1 protein-coding gene is annotated in these 820 nt (G+C 68.2%); it reads left to right on the top strand.

Features of this window, described 5'->3' with window-relative positions; all coding sequences use genetic code 11:
- Positions 1 to 36: 36 nt before the first annotated feature.
- Positions 37 to 820: terminase large subunit domain-containing protein (locus ABD191_RS28955; protein WP_344089122.1), on the top strand; the 784-nt coding region annotated here is incomplete at its 3' end.

Here is an 820-nt window from a genome sequence, read left to right as displayed (position 1 = left end):
CCTGACCCGTGGCAGGTTGCGTACATCCTGGCGCCGGTGTTCGGCTGGGTTCGCTGGGACGACGAGGCCGAGGGCTACGTCCGGATCGTTCGCAAGCTGTACGTGGACGTCCCCCGCCGCAACGGCAAGACGACCCTCAGCGGCGGTATCGCCGTGTACCTGATGGCCGCGGACTCGGAGCCGGGCGCCCAGGTGTACGCGGCGGCCACGTCGGAGAAGCAGGCCCGGTACACGTTCGACCCGATCAAGACGATCGCGGAGCGTGCTCCGGCGCTGAAGGGGAACGTCAAGGCGTTCACCAAGAAGATCACGCACCCAGCGTCCGGGTCGTATTTCACGGTCGTCTCGTCGGTGGCCGAGGCCCTGCATGGCGCGAACGTGCACGGCGGGATCATCGACGAGCTGCACGTCCACAAGAGCCCGGACTTGGTGGAGACGATCGAGACGGGTACCGGCTCGCGTCGGCAGCCGCTCGTCATCATCATCACGACGGCGGACGAGGGCAAGCAGGAGTCGATCTACGACCGGAAGCGGCAGTACATCGAGCAGCTGGCCCGCGGCGCGCTGCACGACCTCGACACCTACGGCGTCGTCTGGGGCGCGGGCGAGGATGACGACCCGCACGACGAGGCGACATGGCGGAAGGCCAACCCCGGCTACGGCGTCAGCCCTTCGGCGGCGTACCTGCGCGGTGCGAGCGCGGAAGCCCAGCAGTCGCCAGCCGACCTGGCGAAGTTCTTGCGCCTGCACCTGGGGATCCGCACCAAGCAGACCACGAGGTTCCTGACGCTGGAAGCCTGGGACCGCAACGCGTCGATGG

This window comes from Luedemannella helvata, from assembly GCF_039528415.1.
Lineage (GTDB): Bacteria > Actinomycetota > Actinomycetes > Mycobacteriales > Micromonosporaceae > Luedemannella > Luedemannella helvata.
Note: the sequence above shows the minus strand (reverse complement) of the source record. Positions and strands in the feature narration are given on the sequence as shown.